This window comes from Exilibacterium tricleocarpae, from assembly GCF_007004655.1.
Taxonomy (GTDB): domain Bacteria; phylum Pseudomonadota; class Gammaproteobacteria; order Pseudomonadales; family Cellvibrionaceae; genus Exilibacterium; species Exilibacterium tricleocarpae.
This window is the reverse complement of the sequence record NZ_ML660100.1, coordinates 50,553-66,245: the sequence shown is the minus strand read 5'-3', so window position 1 is coordinate 66,245 and position 15,693 is coordinate 50,553. Positions and strand designations below refer to the sequence as shown.

Sequence of the window (15,693 nt, the reverse complement as noted above, 5' to 3'; positions counted from 1 at the left end):
GTAACGGAGTCCTATGTCAGGCCAAGGTATCGAACTAAAAGAACTGCACTGGATGATGGACATCCTCCAGAATATAGATGTGGGTCTGGTGGTTCTGGATAAACGCTACACCGTGCAAATCTGGAACGGCTTTATGGAAAACCACAGCGGTATTCCACCGGAAGACGCGCGCCACCGGCAGATTTTCGAGCTGTTTCCGGAGCTGCCGCGCGACTGGTTCAAAAATAAAGTCGAATCCGTCTTCCTGCTCAACAATCGGGCCTTCACAATCTGGGAGCAACGTCCCCACGTGTTTCCCTTTCGCAATTACCGTCCCATTACCGGCACCGAGGAATTGATGTTCCAAAATACGACCATCATTCCGCTGGCCTCGGTGGACGGCAGTGTCAATCACGTGTGTGTCATCGTCTATGACCTCACCGATGCCGCGGTCAGCAAGAAGCGGCTCAAAAATGCCAACACGAAGCTGGAGATCTTAAGCCGCACCGACGGGCTCACGCAGCTTAACAACCGGGCCTTTTGGGAGGAGTGCCTGCAGACGGAATTCAAGCGTTGTGGGCGTACCGGCACCACCAGTTCGGTGGTGATGCTCGACATCGATCACTTCAAGCACATCAATGACACCCATGGCCACCAGGCAGGCGACGAGGTGATCCGGCATACGGCGGCGCTGTTGCGCAACACAGTGCGGGAGACCGATATTGCAGGTCGCTATGGCGGCGAGGAATTCGTCGCCATTTTGATCGATACGAATGTCGAGGGGGCACTGGTATTCGGCGAGCGACTGCGCCGCCGGGCGGCGGCGGCCAGCGTCATATACGGCGGCGTGGATATGCGTTACACCATTAGCCTGGGTGTCTCCGCCAACACCGGCTCCCGCACCCACAGCGACTGGTTGGCGCAGGCAGACCAGGCGCTGTACCGGGCCAAACAAACCGGCCGCAACCGCGCTTGCCGGGCGGATTGAACACCAGGGGTGACTACCGGCCGCCGGCCGCCGGCAACGACAAACCGCCGGACTGCTGCACCCCCACCACCACCGGTTTGGTCATCAGATCCGTGCGCAACGCCAACCAGTCGCTCTCGTCGGTCAGGTGCACGCGCCCGCGCTTGACCTGGATTCCCAAATCCCGCAGCACCGGCAGCACATCGGGAAACTCGTCCGATCGGGCATACTTGCCAAATATTGAGCTGAATACCCGACTGTCGGTCAACTCGTCGAGGCGCCGGAAAAACGCAAAGCCGTCCCAGGTCTTCACCGGCGCAAAGCAACACTGCTGGAACTGTGACAGGGCCGAATCCAGTGAGTGCCGGTTGTGACTTTCTTTGCGCAGGCGCACGTCGGCGAGCAGGGCCGCGGCCGCGCCGCGCCAGTACATTTCCATATATTTCGGTGAACCCCGGCGATCCGGTTGGCGCGACTGTTTTAAACCTCGCTCAAAGCCGTCATAGAGTTTTTGCCAGGCCTGGCGCTGGCTCAGTTGACCGCCGCGGGCACGGGCGACATTCTGGTAGTAGCTCGCCAGGCCCTCGTAAAACCATTTGAATTGCCACGCAATTGCCGGATGCAGCATATGCGCCAGTTCATGGGTCGGGGTCCAGTCGGCCAGAAACGCCGCCAACGGCAGATTCTGGTTGATAAAGAAGTGCGCTTCCGGCCGGCCACTGCGCTGCACCTCGGCCCAAGGCACCGGCCCCGAGCCGTAGCGGTCCCCCAATGCCATCACCAGCACGCCGGCATTGACAACGGGAAAACGGCCGTAAACCCCGCTGATATTCTCAGCGGTCTTGCGCACCCAGGTGCGCACCTCATCGATCTGTCGGTCGTCAAACGGCCCTACCAGGCTGATATGGAGTTCGGCGCCGGCGACATTCACCGAGGTTTTGCGGACCCGGCCAAACGCCACGCGCCCGGACCAGTCGGCCGGCGTATCGGGCAACAAAAATCCATGCCTGCGACCGGGCAGCGGCGGCCAGGGTGTGGCCACCTCCACGCCGGCGGGCATACTGAAATGCAGTTGCGTGGATGCCGGAACCGTTTCAGGACGCCACAGCCAGCTGCGGATATCCAGCAGCCGACTGTCGCCGATATGACTGCTGCGGCGGCCCTGCGCTATCTGTTGCAAGGAAACTTTATAGGCAATACAGGCATCGGCGGCTATATCCTGCAAGCGCATACGGCCGCGCCGCACCGACACCCGACCGGCCGGCTCGGGGCTATCGATATACACATCGCTCAGATAGGTGCCGGCGCGTCTGTCGCCGCTGGTCAGGCTGGTGGGCGCCGCGCCGTCAAAGCACAGCCGCACCTGCAACAGCGACAGGCGCGGGTCGATGGCAATATCGTAACGGTGCCCCCAGGCGGGCAGACTTCCCAGCAATAAGAAGACCCAGCAACAACAAACGGGTTTGGTCATGGGTTACATCTCAACGGAGAACGGTTACAACGGTGTCTTGCCGGACGGCTTTCGGGTCGGGGCTTGACCCTGAAAATTGAGTGCTCCACTACTGTAATCTCCGCCAAAGGTCTGCATCAGGGTAGCCACCTGCCGCACGGCAGAACCCACCTCCCCGGCATCGAGGGTCGACAGCGGGTGGATAAAGGCGGCATATAGAACGCCCCGGCTGACGGCATAGCGGGCATCGAGGGCGGTGTGAAAGTTGGCGACCAGCATGAGATCTTTTTGCTGGGGGGTAATGCCATCATAATCGCCGATAGGCGCCAGGATGCGCATGCGGTCATTGGCGACATCTGACACACACAGCAAAATCACACCGTCGTATTCGAACTGCAACACACCACCGCCGCCCCTGGCGGTGTCCGCCATTTCCCGCACCAGGGCCTCCAACTGCGCCTGGCTCATACCCCTCGCCGGGGCCGGGGCGGGACTTTCCTGCGCGCGCAACGGCTCGACAACCGCTCCGATGCACAGGAGAACCACACTCAGAACCAAATAGTTTATTGGACTGTGACTGTTCATAGTGATCCCTTCTAGGGTTCCCGGTTCAAGTCATTTCCGCGGCGTCACCTTCCAGTGTGGCACAGCGGCGGCAGCTTTGGGTTGGACCCGAAATCTCCGTAGAAGTTGACACAATTCGCCATAATTTATCGCCGCAGTGCCCGATCGCTGACCCAGTGATGCCCATTTCCCCCTGTTAAATACACATCAACGGTAACCAAACCGACGATAACCACCCGATCAAGCTAACAGAAGGAAACACATCGTGAAAAAAGCCATCGCAATCACAAGTTTAGTCGTCGCCAGCACCCTCGCCGCCCCGGCCAGCTTTGCCGTCAACACCGACGTCAAGCAGGGTGCGGTTTTCACTACCACTACCCTGGCCGGCGCCGTGTTGGGCGGACCGGTAGGGTTTATCCTCGGCGCCCTCGGTGGTGCCTATATGGGCGAGCAAATGGAAAAAGCCGACACCGCCGACAAAACCTCCTGGAAACTGGCCGAGGCCGAGGACCATATCGCCGAGCTGCACCTGCAACTGGCCCGCGCCAATACGCAGGTGACCGACCTGGAAGCACTGGCAATGGACAGCCTGGAATTTCAGGTGCTGTTCCACACCGGCGCCGATAACCTCACCGAGCGCGGCAAGCAGAAAGTAGCCACGCTGGCCAAATTTCTCACCGACAACCCCGCCCTTAGTGTACGGCTGGTCGGGCACACCGATCCCCGGGGCACCGACGAGTACAACAATGTCCTGGCCGATCACCGGGCCCTGGCGGTACAAAATGCCCTGGAAGTGCGCGGCATTACACTGGAGCGGATTGAAAGGCGTGCATTTGGCGCCAGCCAGTCAACGGCCGGCACCGGCGACTTTGAACAATACGCCATGGAAAGACGCGTTGATATCGAGATATTCGACCCGGCGAAAACCACAGGCATTGCACAACTCAAATAGCCCGCGGCAATCACCGCTTTCCTGATGCCAGCCGAGCCCGCCCGGCTCGCCACCCGCCTCTCCTGTGCGAACCTTGCCCGGTTGGTTACCGGGCTTTTTTTGGCGCTGCAGTGCTTACACTCAACCACCAGACCAAATGCAAACCCGGTCATTGATTGACAGCGCCCTCAATGCCCGGGCCGTTGAAATGGCTAGACAGCCAATCGGGAGCAACTGCGGCTGTCAAAACATCCATGTCGACGGCCGCACCCGGCCCCTAAGCCGGCTGTAGCCCCCTGACACTGGCAGACTTCTGCAGCGCCCCGGCACCGTCGCCCAGCAGGGCCTGGGCAACAGCCGCGACAGTCAGAAAAGCCGGGTACTCCCAACCGCCGTTGGGGTTGCTGAACAGCCAGCCGGCCGGAAGATGGGCCCAGGTCGCGCCCAGCAGCACAGGCACCAGAGCCAGGGACACCCAACGTACCTGCACACCCAGAATCAGCGCAATACCGCCCAATGCCTCCAGTGCAAACACCACATAGGCCAAAAATCCCGGCAGCCCGAGACTGGTAAAAAACTGCGCGGTACCCGGCAGGGTAAAGACCATCATCTTCAGGTACACGCTATGGGCAATTAACACGATGCCCAGACTCACCCGCAACAGGGTAATTCCACTTTGCTGCAAACGCTGTTCGTTCATCACAAATTCCTCCGAGTCGATAAGTAGACAAGCAATATTGAATAGACAGGCGCAGCTTATACTTGCTTTTCTGCACTGATAAGACCAATATTCGCAAAGTCACTTTGCATATTCGCAAATCAGCCGCATGACCCAGGGCCTGCAATCATGGACTGGAATCTACTCCCGGACTTCCTCGCCATTGTCCGCGCCGGCACCCTCGCCGGTGCCGCCGATAGCCTGCGGGTCAACCACAGCACCGTCTACCGGCGCCTGAACCAGTTGGAGACGCAACTGCAGACCCGCCTGTTCGAGCGTTTGCCCGACGGCTACCAGTTGACCGCCAGCGGCGAGAGCCTGCTCCCCTTCGCCCAACAGATGGAAGCCCAGGCAGACGCGCTGGAGCGGCAGTTGACGGGCACCGATAAAACGCTGCGTGGGGAAGTGCGCCTGACGGCACCTGAAAACCTGGCTTACGCCTATCTGCCGCAACTGCTGGCACGTTTTCATCACCGTTACCCGGACATCCAGGTAACGATTCTGGTCAGCAATGCCGATCTCGACTTAAACCGCCGCGAGGCGGATATCGCACTGCGGGCAACCGCCAAGCCGCCGGAGTACCTGGTGGGCCGCAAGGTGGTCGATATGGGCTGGAGTGTATTCACCGCTGCCGGCAGCTACACCGGGACAACGCCCCCACAGTGCATCCAAGACACCGGCGGGCTGGGCTGGGTCGCGCCGGACGCCTCGCTCTATCACCTGTCCGCCTACGCCTGGCTGCGCCAACAGCTCAAACCCCAGCAGATCACTGCCCGCGGCAGCACGCTCAATACGCTCTCGAGCCTGGCCGAGGCCGGTTTGGGGTTGGCGTTGTTGCCCAACGACCAACAAAAGCCCTCTTTGCAAAAACTGTTTCCGGTGCGAGAGATTCGCGGCAGCGCCCTGTGGCTGCTGACCCACCCGGACCTGCGCCAGACGGGGAGGCTGAAAGTCCTGATGGATTTTCTGGTCGACGCACTGCGACAGGATTCGCGCCTGTAATAAGCAGCCGACAAAATCTTTTATTTCCCGGTCAAAAACCGCCACAATGCCCCCCTCCAACTTCACCGCGGATGCCACTATGAAACCTTGCCTACTCATTTTCTTTTTGCTCGCATCGCTCGCCGGCAAGCAGACACTGGGTCAACCTCTTGAGACCGGTTCCAAACCGCCATTTGCCAATCGGGATGTCTTTGAACTGGAGTGGATTTCCGATCCGCAAATCTCTCCGGACGGACGTCGCGTCGTCTTTGTGCGCAATGCGATGGATATTATGCAGGACGACAGGCAGGCGCGGTTGTGGATCGCAAATACCGACGGCACCCAACTGATGAAACTCACCCACCGCGATGTGAACGAATCGAGCCCGCGCTGGTCGCCCGACGGTACGCGCATTGCGTTTATCAGCAAGGCCGCCGGGGAGCACGGCAAAGAAATTTTTCTACACTGGGTCGCCAGTGACAAAACCAGCCGCCTGACACAGCTCGAGCGCTCCCCGACAGGATTGAACTGGTCGCCGGACGGCAGGCTACTGGCGTTTTCGATGCTGGCACCCGATGAGCCACCGGTACTGGTAAAGTCGCCCGTCAAACCCAAGGACGCGCAATGGGCGGAGGCACCGCGAGTCACGACCCGCCTCAAGTATGAAGCGGACGGCAGCGGACGGCTCGAGACGGGCTTCAATCACTTTTTTGTGATTCCCGCCGAGGGCGGCACCGCCCGCCAGATTACCCGCGGCGAATACCATCACAAAGGCACGCCACAGTGGTCCGCCGACGGCAAGCACCTGCTCTTTTCAGCCAATCGCAACGCCGATTGGGAATACGATTATAGAAATTCGGAAATCTACCGTGTCCCCCTGGACGGCGGTAAAACCGTGGCTCTCACGGACCGCAAAGGACCGGATAACACACCGAGAGTCTCCCCTGACGGCCGCAAAATCGCCTATCTCGGTTATGACGACCAGGTCCAGGCTTACCAGGTGAACAACATCTACCTGATGGATGCCGACGGGTCCAACAAGCGGGAAATCCCCACCAAACTGGACCGCAGCGTCTCCGGTTTGGCCTGGGACAGAAACGGCAAAGGTCTGTACTTCCAGTACGACGACAAGGGCGATACCAAGATCGGCTACACCTCACTGGCGGGCAAACATCGCGTAGTCGCCGGCAACCTGGGCGGCACCTCGATTGGCCGGCCCTACGGCGGCGGCTCTTTTTCTGTATCGGACGCCGGCGGCATCGCCTACACCTACACCACACCTTACCATCCGGCTGAGCTGGCAGTGGTGGGGAAAGGCAATCGCAAACCCAGACTCATCACCTCATTCAATGCCGATCTCCTGCCCAACCGGACTTTGGGTGAAGTGAGCGAGCTGTGGTACAAGTCTTCGATCGATGACCGCGATATACAGGGATGGATCGTCACACCGCCCAATTACGATCCCGGCCGGCGCTACCCGCTGCTGGTCGAGAATCACGGCGGTCCCATTGCCAACTACGGCGAGCGGTTTTCACCTGAAGTCCAGCTTTTTGCGGCGGCCGGCTACGTCGTGTTCTACCCGAACCCGCGCGGCAGCACCGGCTATGGTGAAGAATTTGGCAACCTGCTCTACAACAACTACCCCGGCGACGACTATCAGGACGTGATGGACGGTGTGGATGTATTGATTGAGAGAAAAGTCACCGCAGCGGATCGGCTGTTTGTCACCGGGGGCAGCGCCGGCGGTATCATGACCGCCTGGATCATAGGTAAAAACAATCGCTTTCAGGCGGCGGCGGTCGTCAAGCCGGTGATGAACTGGTTCAGCAAAACGTTAACGGCCGACAACTACTACGCCTATGCCGACTATCGCTATCCCGGCCAACCCTGGGAAGACATTCAAAACTATATGAAGTTTTCCCCGATATCACTGGTCGGCAATATCGAAACGCCGACTGTGGTGATGGTCGGGACCGACGATTTGCGCACACCACTGTCGGAGGCCAAGCAACTGTATCACGCCTTAAAACTGAGAAAGATAGATACGGCGCTGGTGGAAGTTCCCGGCGCCTCGCATTTTATCGCCAAGCGCCCGAGTCAACTGGTCACTAAGGTCGACCATATTCTGGCGTGGTTTGCCAAGTACCGCAGCGACTGATGGTGTTGCACCGCGAATACCTGGCCCGGGTTAACTACCGACTATGCGCCAGCATAACTGCGCATAGAGCCAAATACTGCATATAGAACTGATATCCGCGTATAAAACGGTTGAATATTGCGCAAAAAAGCGCTTTAATTGCGCATATCTTCCTATACGCAAGATCAGGTGATATGTCAAAGTCCATACCCAAGCACGACTTGCAGGCTATTGAAGCGGTGGTGTCCGCCTACCCCCAGGGCATTGCCATCCAGAACATCCACGATGAACTGGGAGGGCATATAGCCCGCCGTACCCTTCAGTATCGTCTCAAGCACCTGGTTGACGAAGGCCGTCTCGTTAAACAAGGCAGTAGACGCTGGGCGAGGTATCTTCCGCTTGCCGTCTATACTGTGGGTGAAACCAAAGCGCCGGAAGTGTGCAGGGAAGAGCTGGTCGGCGAAGTGTCCATCTCAACACAGGCTGCAGAGGTTCAGAAATACGTCCGCAAGCCTGTCCTATCCCGAAAACCGGTGGGATATGAGCGCAGCTTCCTCGACAGCTACAGGCCCAACGCCACTTACTATTTGTCGCAGAGAGAGCGTGCGCACCTGCGGAAGGTCGGGACCCCGCAGTCCACAGAGCAACCCGCCGGGACATATGCCAGGCAGATAATGAACCGGCTGCTCATTGATCTGTCATGGAACTCCAGCCGCCTCGAGGGCAACACCTATTCATTGCTCGATACAAAGCGACTGATAAACTTCGGCAAAGTGTTGGAGGGCAAAAAGCAACTTGAAACACAGATGATCCTGAACCACAAGGATGCCATTGAGTTTCTTGTGGACTCGGCTGAGGAAATCGGCTTCAACCGGTACACCATTCTAAATCTGCATGCGCTGCTGGCAAACAACCTGCTGGCGGACCTGGAAGCGGCCGGTCGCCTGCGCCGGATCGTGGTCGGCATAGAGAAATCGGCTTTCCATCCTCTCGAAGTCCCTCAGCTTATCGAGGCGTATTTCGATCAAATTCTGGCTACCGCCGAGGCAATCACGGACCCCTTCGAACAGGCGTTCTTCGCCATGGTACAGTTGCCGTACCTGCAACCGTTCGATGATGTGAACAAGCGTGTCTCGCGCCTCGCCGCGAATATACCACTGATCAAAACGAATCTAACGCCGCTCTCTTTTACGGAAGTTCCGACCAAAACCTACACCGAAGCGATACTCGGTGTGTACGAACTGAACCGGATCGATCTGCTCAAGGACATCTTCATCTGGGCCTACGAGCGCTCAGCAGCCCGCTACGCAGCGGTCAGGCAATCACTCGGTGAACCCGATCCTTTCCGCCTGAAGCACCGCACCGCCTTGCGCGAAATCGTCCAAACCATCGTGCTTGAGCCGTTGGGAAAGAGGTCGGCATTCGCCCGCATCGCCGCCTGGACGGGAAAGAACGTCGAAGCCGGTGAACAGGATCGATTTAGAGAAGTCGCCGAACACGAAGTATTGGGGCTCCATGCGGGAAACTTTGCGCGCTACCAGATAAAGCCCTCGCAATTCGAGACATGGCAGGCGGTCTGGCACAAACCGGAAAAACTATAAGCTGCCGCCAGGGAGAATGGCCGATGAATATTCTGCTCTGCACCAGCAGACATTGAAAATGTCTACACTTGCGGCCCCGGCCACTGCCCCGATGTCTGTGGCGTGTGACGAAGCACTATCCGGATTGGCCGCACCCGCGATCCTGTCTCATTAATGCCGTGTCATATCGCCGGCAGCAAGTCTACAAACTCCGCCGGGATGGGATGCGATTGGTGGCGGCCGACTTCAGCACATACCCACACAACTTCTCCCCGCGTCAGACACTCGCTTTCGCCGCTTCTGAAGATGGCCAGTTCCCAGGTTATGCTCGAGCGGCCAATGCGCACCGGCCGCAGGGCGATGTCAATCAACTCGTCAAAATGAATCGGACCGAGATATTCGACAGTGGATTTCACCAGGTGAAAATCCACCCCCAGCTTTTCCACCATACCCTGGTAATCGATATCCAGGTGGCGCATATACTCGTTCAATGCGGTATCAAAATAGGTGAGGTAGTGGGCATTGAACACCACGCCCTGGGCGTCAATTTCCGAATAGCGCACCCGCAGTGCATAAGAAAAATCAAAGCTGTCTCTCGTTGCCATGAAGCGCGTCTCAATCCGATCAAACACATGCAGCCCCCGGGAAAACACGCCGCCGGGACTTTGCCGCAGCCGCCACCGCAGTTGCGCAGCCATACTTGTACATGATCAGTGAACGTTAGGCAACGATTGCGTGTCGGCCGGATCGGTGCGACCTGTTGCCCTGGCGTTTTTTGGCGGTGCGAGTCAGGGGAGTGCCAACCGGCACGGGCCGCGCCGGTGCAGGGTGTAAGATCAAAGCAGCCTGACTTTATACTGCCTGTTACGGTTTTCCCGATACAAGGTAAAGTATGCAGAAGGTAAGGCCCGGCGGGGGTGTGGCACAAGAAAAATTCAAAACGCCAACCTATCCAGGTGGTTTTCAGGCCGGCCCCATAAAGGTCATTGGCAACCGGCGAGCCTGACAGTCATGGCCTCGCGCGAACAATAGTTGTCCACCGCCGACAGAATCAGGTGATCGAGCAATTCACGGCCATTCATACCGCCGGCCTGCCAGAGCTTGGGGAACATACTGATATGGGTAAAACCGGGCACCGTGTTGACCTCATTGACAATCACCTCGTCCGCCTCGGTCAAAAACATATCGATCCGCGCCATGCCCTGGCAACCGAGCAGCGTATAGACATCGGCCGCCAGCTCCTGGATCATTTTGGTGGTCAGGTCATCCAGATCGGCCGGCACTTTCAGTTCGGCGCCCTGGCTGTCGAGGTATTTTGCGGTGTAGGAGTAATAATCATACTTGACCACCACCTCGCCCGGCTTCGACACCCGCGGGTAATCATTGCCGATCACAGCGCACTCGATTTCGCGCCCTTGTACGGCCCGCTCCACCAGCACTTTGCTGTCGTAGCGAAACGCCATGGCCAGGGCTGCGGCCAACGCCTCGGGGCTGGCAACTTTCGACACACCGATGGACGAACCCATATTGGCCGGCTTGACGTAAAGCGGACTGCCCAGCTTGCGCACCAGCTTGTCGAACCCCACATTGTGATCGCGATCCAACACCAGGTAATCCGCCACTTCAATACCCCCGTGCTGCAACAATCGCTTGCAGATATCCTTGTCCATACACACCGCCGAACTCAGCACCCCGCTGCCCACACAGGGGACGCCGAGCATTTGCGCCAGCCCCTGCAGGCAACCGTCTTCCCCGCTGGGCCCGTGCAGCACCGGCATAATCACATCCACCTGGCCGAGCCCGTCGAACGTATCCAGATCGAGCACCTGCACACAGCCGTTTTTGCGCACCAGTGCCACTTCCCGCACGCCGTTTTTGGTCGCCCGAGGCACGGGCTGCCGGCGGTTGGCCACCGCGTAAAAATCCGGGTACAAAAACCAGACGCCGGCGCGGTCGATGCCCAGCAGAAACGGGTGGTACTTGCTGCGATCGATAACTTCAATCAAATTGAAAGCCGACTGCAGAGACACTTTGTGTTCGGCCGATTGGCCGCCAAATACAATAGCTACGTTAATTTTATCGTTCATTGTCGATCCTCGATCCCGTATTGAGTGGCAAGCCCGGACGAGCGCCGCGCTACGGCAATAACGGCCGCCTGTCGACACCGCGCCGAACGGCAGTCGTGGCCAAGCCCACAGCAGCGTTACTGCAACACCACCCATTTCACCAACACAAGCGGGCAGCCCGCAGGGCAATGATGGTGATGTGGTGACAAAAAGTGATAAATTGTGGCGCGGTCGCACAAACTGAGAGCGATCGGTTAATCTGCGGCCTCGGCTGGCGGTCCGGGGTGTGTTTTGCCGGGGTTTGGCACACTTACCGAGCCGGCTTAAGGCAGTGCTGTTAGTGCCGTCCACACCATTAACGAACGACCACAGGAACGAACACATGGGGCGCCAAATAGCCATTGTCGAAGACGAAATCAGCATCGCCCGGAACTATTGCGACGCCCTCAGTCGCCACGGCTACCAGGTCGCCCACTACAGCAGTCGACCCGAGGCGCTGGCGGCCTTTCAGCAGCAACTGCCGGAGCTGGCCATTATCGACGTCGGCCTGGGTGACGAGGTGGAGGGCGGCTTCGATCTGTGTCGCGAACTGCGCAGTATGGCCCCGGAACTGCCCATTATCTTCCTCACCGCCCGCGACGACGAATTCGACGTGATCTCCGGACTGCGCCTGGGCGCCGACGACTATCTCACCAAGGATATCGGCCAGGTTCATATGCTGGCACGCATCACCGCCCTGTTCCGGCGCGTCGATGCCCTGCGGCAACCCGCCACCACCAGTGAACAGGTCGTCCAGCGCGGCAAGCTCGCGCTCAACCTGGATCGCATGTCGGTACACTGGGACGACAATCCCATCGACCTGACGGTAACGGAGCTCTGGATCGTCCACGCCCTGGCGCGGCACCCGGGCCATGTGAAAAACCGGCAGCAGTTGATGGACGCCGCCAATGTGGTGCTCGACGACAATACCATCACCTCGCATATCAAGCGCATCCGCAAGAAATTCACCCGCTTCGACCCCGACTTCGACGCCATCCAGACCGCCTATGGTATGGGCTACCGCTGGGTGAGCAATGACTGAGCCGGGAGTGATCCTTGCGCCTTAGACGCCAGTTGATCCTGGTCAGCCTGCTGACCCTGAGCCTGCCCTGGGCCGGCTGCCAGTATATTCGGGAAATGGAGGGCGCCCTGCGGCAGGGGCAATCGGTAGCCCTGCTGGCCACCGCCACCGCCGTGGCGGCCCATATCGCCAACGACACCGGCCTCACCGGCACCCTGCGCGAGGCAACGCCGGCCGCGGCCACACCGGTTTACCTGCACCCACTGCCCGGCGCCGCCATCGTCGACGGCTATGACGATGACTGGCGCCACCAACCCATCGCCGAGCAAACCCTGACCGCAGCGAACGGATTTTCAGCCCGCTACCGGGCGGGGGTTTTCAACGGCGGGGTCTATCTGTTTCTGCAGGTCAGCGACCCGCGGCTAACCTACCACAATCCCGGGCGGGCGCGGCTCGCCAGCGGCGACCACCTGCAATTGCACCTCGGCCCCGACCGGGTCTATGTGCTGCGTACCAGCGCCCCGGGACGCCTGACCGGCCGCTATCTCAACGCCAGCGGCCATGTGCGCCAGGAACACCGGGTGCGCGGCGCCTGGCGGGAGAAAATCGGCGGCTATCAGGCGGAATTGCATTTCCCCCTCGCGCTTGCCGACGGGGTCCTGGGCCTGACTATCGTCGATCAGGATGAGGGCGAACAGCCGCGCCAACTGAGCAATTTTGCCGATCGGTCGACACCGCCGCGCCTGGTGCGACGCCGGACCGACCTGACCGAGACCGTCAGCGTATTTGCCGCCGGCGGGCTGCGCCTGGCGGTGACCACCGGCGACGCCTGGCTGGTGGCGCAATCGGGCGAGTTGGAGCAGCCCGCGGCGGACGCCGCCGCCGATCGACAACACGGCTTCGCAACCTGGCTCTACCGCCTGGCCCTGGGCCGCACGGATCTGCCCGAGTTGGACGACCCCGCGCGCAGCGGGCAGTTCGTCACCGCCGAAGTCAAGCAGGCCCTGGCCGGACAGCCGCAGGCGCTGTGGTACCAGGATGAGCACCGCCGGGTCGGCCGGGCGGCAGTCCCCATCGTCGATGGCGCCGGCGGCACACTGGGCAGCGTCGTCGCCGAGCAGAGCACGGACAATATGCTGGCCCTGACCAACACCGCCTTCAATCGCCTGCTGCTGTATTCGCTGATAGCCACCGGCGTCGCCGGCCTCGGCTTGCTGGCCTATGCCAGTTGGCTGTCGTTTCGCATCCGCCGGCTCAGCCGGGCGGCGGATACCGCTATCGGCGAGGACGGCAAAATCCGCGGTACCTTTCCCGATTCCAACGCCGGCGACGAAGTGGGCGACCTGACCCGCAGCTACGGTCAGCTACTGGGGCGGCTGGCGGAATACACCGATTACCTGAAGAGCCTGTCGAGCAAGCTGTCCCATGAACTGCGCACCCCCCTGGCGGTGGTGCGCACCTCCCTCGACAATCTGGAACACGAGTCGCTGCCGGCACCGGCCGAAACCTTCGCCGGCCGGGCCCGCGAGGGCGCCGGCCGCCTCTCCGCCATTCTCACCGCCATGAGCGCCGCGAGCCGGGTGGAGCAGAGTATCGAAAGCAGTGAGCTGGAAACCTTCGATCTGAAACAGTTGCTCGAGGCCGTGGTATCGGCCTATGCCGATGTCTACCCCCGCCAGCGGTTTACCTGGCACGCCAGCCCCGACAGCGCTGACTTCAGCCTGCGCGGGGCGCCCGAACTGCTGGTGCAAATGCTGGACAAACTGGTGGACAACGCCGCCGATTTCTGCCCCCCGCAGGGTGTTATCAGCTTTACCCTCGAGCACCGGCGCGGGCAACTGCGGCTCGCCGTCGACAACGACGGCCCGCCCCTGCCGGACCAGATGCAGGGACAGTTATTCGATTCACTGGTATCCATTCGCGAACCCGCCGCTCACAAGGAGGGCGAGCAACCGGCCCATCTCGGGCTGGGTCTGCATATTGTCAGACTGATCGTCGACTTTCACCGCGGCCAGGTCGGTGCCTACAATCGACCCGGCGGCGGCGGTGTGGTATTTGAAATCCACCTGCCCGCCGCCGCCGATAACTGATCCGGCGGCACCCCTGTGCCACCTCAGCATCACTTGACAGGCAAGCTGAAACCGGCATAATACCGCGTCCAAATTTCGGATAGCCCTGTAGACTGCGGGCATTGCCGCAGAGCCGATGTCGCAATGAATCGCCGCAGTTGAGTTGCCGTAGTAAAGCGTCGCAACGAATTGCCACAATGAACAGTGGATCGCTGCGGCAGAGACGGCAAAACAGCAGGTTACCGGGATGCAAGTTACCGGAATAACAGCGAGTTGCCGATGTGGGCGGCTTGAAGTGGCAGGTTGCTGAAAGCGGCAGCCTGACGAAATGACGAACAGACAAATCCCAGACAGACAGGAGCAACGCGGTGGCCAACTCACCTCAAGCTAAAAAACGTGCGCGTCAAAACGAGGCGACCCGCAAGCACAACGCCAGCCTGCGCTCCATGGTGCGCACCTATATCAAGAAAGTGGTAACCGCCATTGAGGCAGGTGACGCCGAGGCCGCCAAAGCGGCTTACGCGGCAGCCGTACCGGTGATTGACCGTATTGCCGATAAAGGGATTATTCACAAGAACAAGGCCGCCCGGCACAAGGGCCGCCTCAATGCCCAGATCAAAGCCCTGGCCGCCTAGTTAGCCTGTTCCCGCGACCTGCAAATTGGGGCAGTCAGTGTGGTACATACCCACTGATCTGCCCGTCCAGATAAAGGCCCAGTGCAAACCCACTCCGTTGCCCGGCAAGCAAATGACCGGCGCAAGCGGGCCCAGTTGCCCTTGTCGATGGCAGTCCCCCCCTTTAAATAACTAGCATTGTCGACTGGCACCTCCGCGAACGGCACAGTGCGGGGTCGGCACGGTGTGGGGTCGGTGCGGGGTCGGCATGGTGTGGGGTCGGTGCGGGGTCGGCACGGTGCGGGGTCGGCACGGTGCGGGGTCGGAGAGCATAAATTTTGACCAGGCTTTTTCTGGCCTAAATTTATGCTCTCTGACCCCTTAGGATGGAACCACTCCCCGCGAACGAAGCCACCTGGACAAGCTGATTCCGTTGCCTGGCAAGAACTAAAGCTCGCAGTAAACGGCTACAGGGGCCCTTATCGAGGGGAGTGGTCCCCTTCGAAGGGGTCGGGGGGGGGGGGGGGGGGGGGGGGGTGGGGTTGGCGGGAGAAAAACACACAAACCAACCACCCCC

General features: G+C 59.9%; 13 protein-coding genes. 8 read left to right on the top strand and 5 right to left on the bottom strand.

Annotation, left to right across the window (positions count from 1 at the left end; genetic code table 11):
* Window positions 1-13 precede the first annotated feature (13 nt).
* Window positions 14-967 (top strand): GGDEF domain-containing protein, encoded by a 954-nt coding sequence (locus FKG94_RS19880; RefSeq protein WP_142928690.1) that lies wholly within the window; start codon window positions 14-16, stop codon window positions 965-967.
* 13 nt (window positions 968-980) lie between these two features.
* On the opposite strand, the gene FKG94_RS19875 is transcribed toward FKG94_RS19880, so the two are convergent.
* Window positions 981-2,417, bottom strand: a complete 1,437-nt coding sequence (locus tag FKG94_RS19875) for a hypothetical protein (RefSeq protein WP_142928689.1) — start codon at window positions 2,415-2,417, stop codon at window positions 981-983.
* A 24-nt stretch (window positions 2,418-2,441) separates the two neighbouring features.
* Complete coding sequence (locus FKG94_RS19870; protein WP_142928688.1) at window positions 2,442-2,981, bottom strand: type III secretion system chaperone family protein; 540 nt, start codon at window positions 2,979-2,981, stop codon at window positions 2,442-2,444.
* A gap of 244 nt (window positions 2,982-3,225) precedes the next feature.
* On the opposite strand from FKG94_RS19870, the gene FKG94_RS19865 reads away from it, so the two are divergent.
* Entirely contained in the window at window positions 3,226-3,912 is a 687-nt protein-coding gene (locus FKG94_RS19865) for an OmpA family protein (RefSeq protein WP_142928687.1), read from the top strand.
* A 256-nt stretch (window positions 3,913-4,168) separates the two neighbouring features.
* On the opposite strand, the gene FKG94_RS19860 is transcribed toward FKG94_RS19865, so the two are convergent.
* Window positions 4,169-4,591: a DoxX family protein gene (locus tag FKG94_RS19860; protein ID WP_142928686.1), complete on the bottom strand. Its 423-nt coding sequence runs from the start codon at window positions 4,589-4,591 to the stop codon at window positions 4,169-4,171.
* Between the two features lie 147 nt (window positions 4,592-4,738).
* On the opposite strand from FKG94_RS19860, the gene FKG94_RS19855 reads away from it, so the two are divergent.
* The 3 genes from FKG94_RS19855 (at window position 4,739) to FKG94_RS19845 (ending at window position 9,328) form a co-directional block, all read left to right on the top strand.
* A complete protein-coding gene (locus tag FKG94_RS19855) occupies window positions 4,739-5,611 on the top strand; it encodes a LysR family transcriptional regulator (protein WP_142928685.1) in 873 nt (290 codons plus the stop codon).
* 79 nt (window positions 5,612-5,690) lie between these two features.
* Window positions 5,691-7,748 carry an alpha/beta hydrolase family protein gene (locus FKG94_RS19850; RefSeq protein WP_142928684.1) on the top strand — a complete coding sequence of 686 codons (2,058 nt, stop codon included), beginning with the start codon at window positions 5,691-5,693 and terminating at the stop codon, window positions 7,746-7,748.
* A gap of 173 nt (window positions 7,749-7,921) precedes the next feature.
* Window positions 7,922-9,328, top strand: a complete 1,407-nt coding sequence (locus FKG94_RS19845; RefSeq protein WP_142928683.1) for a Fic family protein — start codon at window positions 7,922-7,924, stop codon at window positions 9,326-9,328.
* A 161-nt stretch (window positions 9,329-9,489) separates the two neighbouring features.
* Here the strand turns inward: FKG94_RS19845 and FKG94_RS19840 are convergent, their stop codons facing one another.
* Window positions 9,490-10,005 (bottom strand): acyl-CoA thioesterase, encoded by a 516-nt coding sequence (locus FKG94_RS19840; protein WP_246125275.1) that lies wholly within the window; start codon window positions 10,003-10,005, stop codon window positions 9,490-9,492.
* A 285-nt stretch (window positions 10,006-10,290) separates the two neighbouring features.
* Window positions 10,291-11,394 carry a D-alanine--D-alanine ligase family protein gene (locus tag FKG94_RS19835; RefSeq protein ID WP_179957731.1) on the bottom strand — a complete coding sequence of 368 codons (1,104 nt, stop codon included), beginning with the start codon at window positions 11,392-11,394 and terminating at the stop codon, window positions 10,291-10,293.
* Window positions 11,395-11,755: 361 nt separating this feature from the next.
* On the opposite strand from FKG94_RS19835, the gene pdsR reads away from it, so the two are divergent.
* The 3 genes from pdsR (at window position 11,756) to rpsT (ending at window position 15,137) form a co-directional block, all read left to right on the top strand.
* Window positions 11,756-12,454 carry a proteobacterial dedicated sortase system response regulator gene (gene pdsR, locus FKG94_RS19830; protein ID WP_142928681.1) on the top strand — a complete coding sequence of 233 codons (699 nt, stop codon included), beginning with the start codon at window positions 11,756-11,758 and terminating at the stop codon, window positions 12,452-12,454.
* A 14-nt stretch (window positions 12,455-12,468) separates the two neighbouring features.
* Window positions 12,469-14,523, top strand: a complete 2,055-nt coding sequence (locus tag FKG94_RS19825; RefSeq protein WP_142928680.1) for an ATP-binding protein — start codon at window positions 12,469-12,471, stop codon at window positions 14,521-14,523.
* Between the two features lie 347 nt (window positions 14,524-14,870).
* Window positions 14,871-15,137: a 30S ribosomal protein S20 gene (gene rpsT / locus FKG94_RS19820; RefSeq protein ID WP_142928679.1), complete on the top strand. Its 267-nt coding sequence runs from the start codon at window positions 14,871-14,873 to the stop codon at window positions 15,135-15,137.
* Window positions 15,138-15,693 lie beyond the last annotated feature (556 nt).

Excerpts from the sequence above, each read along its gene's own strand:
- pdsR (WP_142928681.1), top strand. The coding sequence starts at position 11,756 with ATGGGGCGCCAAATAGCCATTGTCGAAGACGAAATCAGCATCGCCCGG.
- FKG94_RS19855 (WP_142928685.1), top strand. The coding sequence starts at position 4,739 with ATGGACTGGAATCTACTCCCGGACTTCCTCGCCATTGTCCGCGCCGGC.
- FKG94_RS19870 (WP_142928688.1), bottom strand. The coding sequence starts at position 2,981 with ATGAACAGTCACAGTCCAATAAACTATTTGGTTCTGAGTGTGGTTCTC.
- FKG94_RS19840 (WP_246125275.1), bottom strand. The coding sequence starts at position 10,005 with ATGGCTGCGCAACTGCGGTGGCGGCTGCGGCAAAGTCCCGGCGGCGTG.
- FKG94_RS19845 (WP_142928683.1), top strand. The coding sequence starts at position 7,922 with ATGTCAAAGTCCATACCCAAGCACGACTTGCAGGCTATTGAAGCGGTG.
- FKG94_RS19880 (WP_142928690.1), top strand. The coding sequence starts at position 14 with ATGTCAGGCCAAGGTATCGAACTAAAAGAACTGCACTGGATGATGGAC.
- FKG94_RS19850 (WP_142928684.1), top strand. The coding sequence starts at position 5,691 with ATGAAACCTTGCCTACTCATTTTCTTTTTGCTCGCATCGCTCGCCGGC.
- FKG94_RS19835 (WP_179957731.1), bottom strand. The coding sequence starts at position 11,394 with ATGAACGATAAAATTAACGTAGCTATTGTATTTGGCGGCCAATCGGCC.
- FKG94_RS19860 (WP_142928686.1), bottom strand. The coding sequence starts at position 4,591 with ATGAACGAACAGCGTTTGCAGCAAAGTGGAATTACCCTGTTGCGGGTG.
- FKG94_RS19875 (WP_142928689.1), bottom strand. The coding sequence starts at position 2,417 with ATGACCAAACCCGTTTGTTGTTGCTGGGTCTTCTTATTGCTGGGAAGT.